The sequence below is a fragment of the Sphingobium sp. ba1 genome, assembly GCF_000743655.1.
GTDB lineage: Bacteria > Pseudomonadota > Alphaproteobacteria > Sphingomonadales > Sphingomonadaceae > Sphingobium.
In genome coordinates, this window is sequence record NZ_JPPQ01000006.1 from 203,297 (window position 1) to 207,956 (window position 4,660).

Annotated in this window: 6 protein-coding genes; 1 reads left to right on the plus strand and 5 read right to left on the minus strand. The window is 61.7% G+C overall.

The window, feature by feature from the left end; genetic code table 11:
- A partial coding sequence (locus IL54_RS01125; RefSeq protein WP_037472533.1) for a glycoside hydrolase family 108 protein occupies window positions 1-414 on the minus strand: 414 nt, incomplete at its 3' end.
- Window positions 415-682: 268 nt separating this feature from the next.
- Here IL54_RS01125 and IL54_RS01130 point away from each other — a divergent pair.
- The gene (locus tag IL54_RS01130) at window positions 683-1,270 is read left to right on the plus strand and encodes a PAS domain-containing protein (RefSeq protein ID WP_037472297.1); all 588 of its coding nucleotides are present in this window, start codon (window positions 683-685) and stop codon (window positions 1,268-1,270) included.
- Between the two features lie 51 nt (window positions 1,271-1,321).
- On the opposite strand, the gene dapD is transcribed toward IL54_RS01130, so the two are convergent.
- From dapD to IL54_RS01150, 4 genes are all read right to left on the minus strand, one after another.
- Window positions 1,322-2,158, minus strand: a complete 837-nt coding sequence (dapD, locus tag IL54_RS01135) for a 2,3,4,5-tetrahydropyridine-2,6-dicarboxylate N-succinyltransferase (RefSeq protein WP_037472298.1) — start codon at window positions 2,156-2,158, stop codon at window positions 1,322-1,324.
- Window positions 2,155-2,826 (minus strand): pyrimidine 5'-nucleotidase, encoded by a 672-nt coding sequence (locus tag IL54_RS01140; protein ID WP_037472299.1) that lies wholly within the window; start codon window positions 2,824-2,826, stop codon window positions 2,155-2,157. The genes dapD and IL54_RS01140 overlap by 4 nt, the downstream gene beginning before the upstream one ends.
- Window positions 2,827-2,912: 86 nt before the next feature.
- Complete coding sequence (locus IL54_RS01145; protein WP_037472301.1) at window positions 2,913-3,788, minus strand: TIGR00730 family Rossman fold protein; 876 nt, start codon at window positions 3,786-3,788, stop codon at window positions 2,913-2,915.
- A gap of 76 nt (window positions 3,789-3,864) precedes the next feature.
- Window positions 3,865-4,524 (minus strand): extensin family protein, encoded by a 660-nt coding sequence (locus IL54_RS01150; RefSeq protein ID WP_443210103.1) that lies wholly within the window; start codon window positions 4,522-4,524, stop codon window positions 3,865-3,867.
- Window positions 4,525-4,660 lie beyond the last annotated feature (136 nt).

Consider the following 4,660-nt stretch of genomic DNA (forward strand, 5'->3'; position numbering starts at 1 on the left):
CGGACCGCGCAACGCCCGAAAGGCCCGCAGCGCGGCCAGCGTCCGCGCGCCGATAACCCGGTCGAGCTTGAGATCGGGATAATCCTTCTGGTTGCGATTGAGCGCGTTGAGCGCCCGCTGCAAAAAGCCGGTCGCGGTCGCAACGCCCATATTGACGGCGGTATCGAACAGTTCTGCGGCAATGCCGGGCGCCAGTTCGGCAACGAAGCCATAGCCGGGCTGGTCCCAATAGAGCCGTCGATAGATCGCCACCGCCTGCGCGCGGGGTAGCGCCTGCATCGGGCCGACATAGCCATTCGCCCGCGCTACGGCCTGGGTAATCCCCCAATGGGTCGGCCCGCCGCGATCGGCCCGATGGTTGCTATAGCCACCCTCCCGCGCAATGACTTCGTCGATCAGTTCCGCAACGTCCATATCCGCCTCCCAACTCTTGAAGAGGCGAATCATTTATCCCATATGGTTATATGTAGGACAGAGAAAAAACGGGAAAGGAAATAATCTGATGCAAGACCGGGCGGCGGCGGATGCAATCGACAGCGGTGAAGCTCAAGGGCAGGCACCGGGAAATTGTCGCCTTGCTGTGGCCATACCCTTGCAGGAAGCACTAAATATGGGGCAATATGGACCAAAGGGTGCGGTTTCGTCTCTGTTGCCCGCTCCCCCCATGTGAGTGCGTTTGTCCATGCCTCTTTCCGATATGATCGCCAACAGCGCGATCCCCGCCGTCATCAGCGATCCGCGCCTGCCCGACAATCCGATCGTCGATTGCAATGATGCCTTCATGGCGCTCACCGGCTATGGCCGCGACGAGATTATCGGGCATAATTGCCGCTTCCTCAAAGGCGCAGCGACCGAAGCGGAGCGAACCGATGAACTGCGTCAGGCCGTTCGCGAAAGACGCCCGGCGATCGTGGAATTGTGGAATTATCGCAAGGACGGCACGCCGTTCCGAAACGCCGTGATGGTCGCGCCGATCTTCGGTGACACGGGCGAGGTCGAATATTTCCTGGGATCGCAGATGGCGGTGGGCGAGCCGGACGGACAGGCGACCCAGCGCTCCGCCGAAGCGCGGCTGCGGATCGACGCACTCACCGCGCGCCAGCGCGACGTGCTGGTGGCGATGACGGCGGGCAAGCTCAACAAACAGATCGCCTGGGACATGGGCCTGACCGAACGCACGGTGAAGATGCACCGGGCGGCCATGCTCAAGGCGCTCGGCGTGCGGACCGGGGCCGAAGCGATCCGCTTGGCGATCGAGGCGGGCTACTAAGCGGCATCCGGCGACTGGTCGGCACCGCAAAGGGCACCGACCGGCTATACATCAGTCGCGTAGCAATTCGTTGATACCGGTCTTGGACCGGGTCTGGGCGTCCACCCGCTTGACGATCACCGCGCAATAGAGGCTGGGGCCGGGCGTGCCGTCGGGCAGGGGCTTGCCGGGCAGGCTGCCGGGGACGATCACCGAATAGGGCGGCACTTCGCCCATGAAAATCTCGCCGGTGGTGCGGTCGATGATCTTGGTCGACTGGCCGATGAACACACCCATCGACAGCACCGATCCCTTGCCGATGCGCACGCCCTCGACCACTTCGGATCGCGCGCCGATGAAGCAGTCGTCTTCGATGATGACTGGATCGGCCTGCAACGGTTCCAGCACGCCGCCAATGCCGACGCCGCCCGACAGATGGACATTCTTGCCGATCTGGGCGCAGCTACCCACCGTCACCCAGGCGTCGACCATCGTGCCTTCATCGACGAACGCGCCGATATTGACGAAGCTGGGCATCAAGATCGCGTTCTTGGCGATATGCGCGCCCGCCCGCGCGAACGCGCCCGGCACCGCGCGGAAACCGGCGGCGCGAAACTCCGCCTCGCCCCAGCCGGCGAATTTGCTCGGCACCTTGTCCCACCAGAAACCGCCACCAGGGCCGTTTTCGATCAGCACATTGTCGTTCAGCCGGAACGACAGCAGCACAGCTTTCTTCAGCCACTGATTGACCTGCCAGCCGTCCGCCGTCGGTTCGGCGACGCGGCCCTTGCCGCTGTCGAGCAACGCAAGTGCTTGCGTAACGGCATCGCGGATCGCGCCCTGCGTCGAAAGGCTGACATTGGCCCGGTCTTCCCAGGCGGCGTCGATCGTGGCGATAAGGTCGGTCATGCAGTTTCCCCAAGGATGCTGGCCAGAAAAGGCCTCAGATGGTCGGTTTCGAAATCGATGAAATCGGGATGATGATCGTGATTGCCCGCTTCCGATCCATTATTGACCCAGATGGTCGCCATGCCGATCGCCTTGGCGGGCGCCAGATTGCGGGCCATATCCTCGAAAAAGGCGGCACGGGTCGGATCGATGGCATGGACCCGGCACAATTCGGCGTAACCCGACGGATCAGGCTTGGGCACATATTGGCAGGCATGAATATCGTGGATCAGCTCGAAGGCGTCGCCCAGGCCGAGCTTGTCCAGCACCCGTCCCGCATAGGCCGCATCGCCATTGGTGAAGATCAGCCGACGGCCCGGTAATGCTGCGATATGCGCGTTAAGGTCGGCATCGACCTCCAGTCGATCCATCGAAATATCATGGACATAGTCGAGGAAATCATGCGGCGCGATACCATGATGATGCATCAGGCCCGACAGCGTCGTGCCATGCTCCATGAAATAGCGCTTCTGCGTTTCGCGGGCGATGACGGGATCGCATCCCAGCAAGCCTTGGATAAATTCGCCCATCTTCACGTCGATCAGCGCGAACAGGTCCGTCTTCGCCGGATAGAGCGTATTATCCAGATCGAAGATCCAGGTGTCGATATGGTCCAGCGCGCCAAGCATGGCCGCGCCCTAATCTCGTGCGCAGGGAAGGGCAAGGCTTCTCGCCCTTCCTCACTCCCTCAAAGACAGGTCGCTATTCTACCCACTCAACATCCCAGCGGCTCACTGTCATGATAAAAAGCCTGCACCGCCTGCCAGGCGTCCTCCGCCGTCTCGACCCAGGTCAACAGGTCAAGGTCAGCATGCGAAATCACGCCTTCATCGGCCAGCGCCTCGAAATCCACCACCCGGTTCCAGAAATCCTTGCCGAACAGCAGGATGGGGATGGGCTTCATCTTGCCGGTCTGGATCAGCGTCAACAGCTCGAACATCTCGTCGAACGTGCCAAACCCGCCGGGGAAGACAGCGAGCGCGCGGGCGCGGAGCAGGAAATGCATCTTGCGCAGCGCGAAATAATGGAACTGGAAACTCAGCTCCGGGGTGACGAACCGATTGGGCGCCTGTTCGTGCGGCAGGACGATGTTCATGCCGATCGTCGTCTGGCCAACATCTTGCGCGCCGCGATTGGCCGCTTCCATGATCGAAGGGCCACCGCCCGAACACACCACGAAATGGCGGCATCCTGCTTCGTTCACCGGATATTGCGCCGCGATCCGCGCCAGCGCACGGGCTTCCTCATAATAGCGCGCCTTGGCCGCCAGATTCTCCGCAATTTTCCGCTGCTGCGGCGTGGTTGCCGCGTCGATCCGTGCCTGCGCCTGGTCGGGTTCGGGAATCCGCGCCGACCCGTAGAAGACGAAGGTCGATTCGATCCGCGCCTCGTCCATCAGCAATTGCGGCTTCAGCAATTCCAGCTGGAATCGCACCGGGCGCAAATCTTCGCGCAACAGGAATTCGGTGTCCTGAAAGGCAAGGCGATAGGCCGCGCTTTGAGTCTGGGGGGTGCCGGCCTGCTTGGCCGCATCGTCGGCCTCTTCGCGGGCCGGTCGGAATTTACGTTCTTCAATCTCTTTCTTAGTCATCCCCACGATTTAAGGAGTGGAGATGACATTGCCAAGTCGGATTACCGACAGAAGCCGCCGCATTTCTTTTTTACGTTCAGCGGCAAAAGCCGCCGCGCCCGCCCATATCAAAATGAAAATGATCGTGATGCGCCGCATTATAATCGGGGCTCAGCACCGTGTTGAACCGCTTGCACGCGCTGGCATGCACGGTCTTGAGGAACTGCCGCGTATCCCGGTCGCCCTGCCATCCCTGCTGCACCGAAATCTTGCGGCCATCGGCCAGCACGAAGGCGGCAATGTCGATCGCATTGCTATGCGCATGTTCGGACAATTTGCCGCTGCCCGCGATCGGGCGGCAATTATAGGTGCCGAACGTTTCGATCCGCACGATTTCCGCCCCCAATATGCTGCGCGCGGCGGGTTGCACGCCATAACGCGCCCAGGCGGCGAAATTGGCCGCCAGATTACACGTCATCGCCCCCAAATTGGTGGCGGGCACGCCGATGTCGAGCAGCTTGACGCTGTTCAACGCGCTGCATCCGCCGCCGAAGGTGCGGTCGGGCAGGGGGGTGAAGGCGACATCCTGCGATTGCAGCTTCGCGAAACATTGGCGCGCTTCCATGGTCGGCACCACGGCGGCGCGCACGGGTTTCCATGCGCGTTCCACCCGTCCGCGCGGCACCAGATCGCCGCCGCACGCACTCAGCATCATCGCCATGGCCACGGCCAGGGCCGCGCCGCGCAATAGGGTCATATCGCTCGCCTGCTTTTCCATGAGTCGCCACTGTAGCAGCCCGAATCTTTACGATAGTTAACGCCGCGATCAGCTCGTCCCGTTTTCGCAACATCCTTGACAGACCCGCCGAAATCTCTAGGGTGATCGGCGGGCC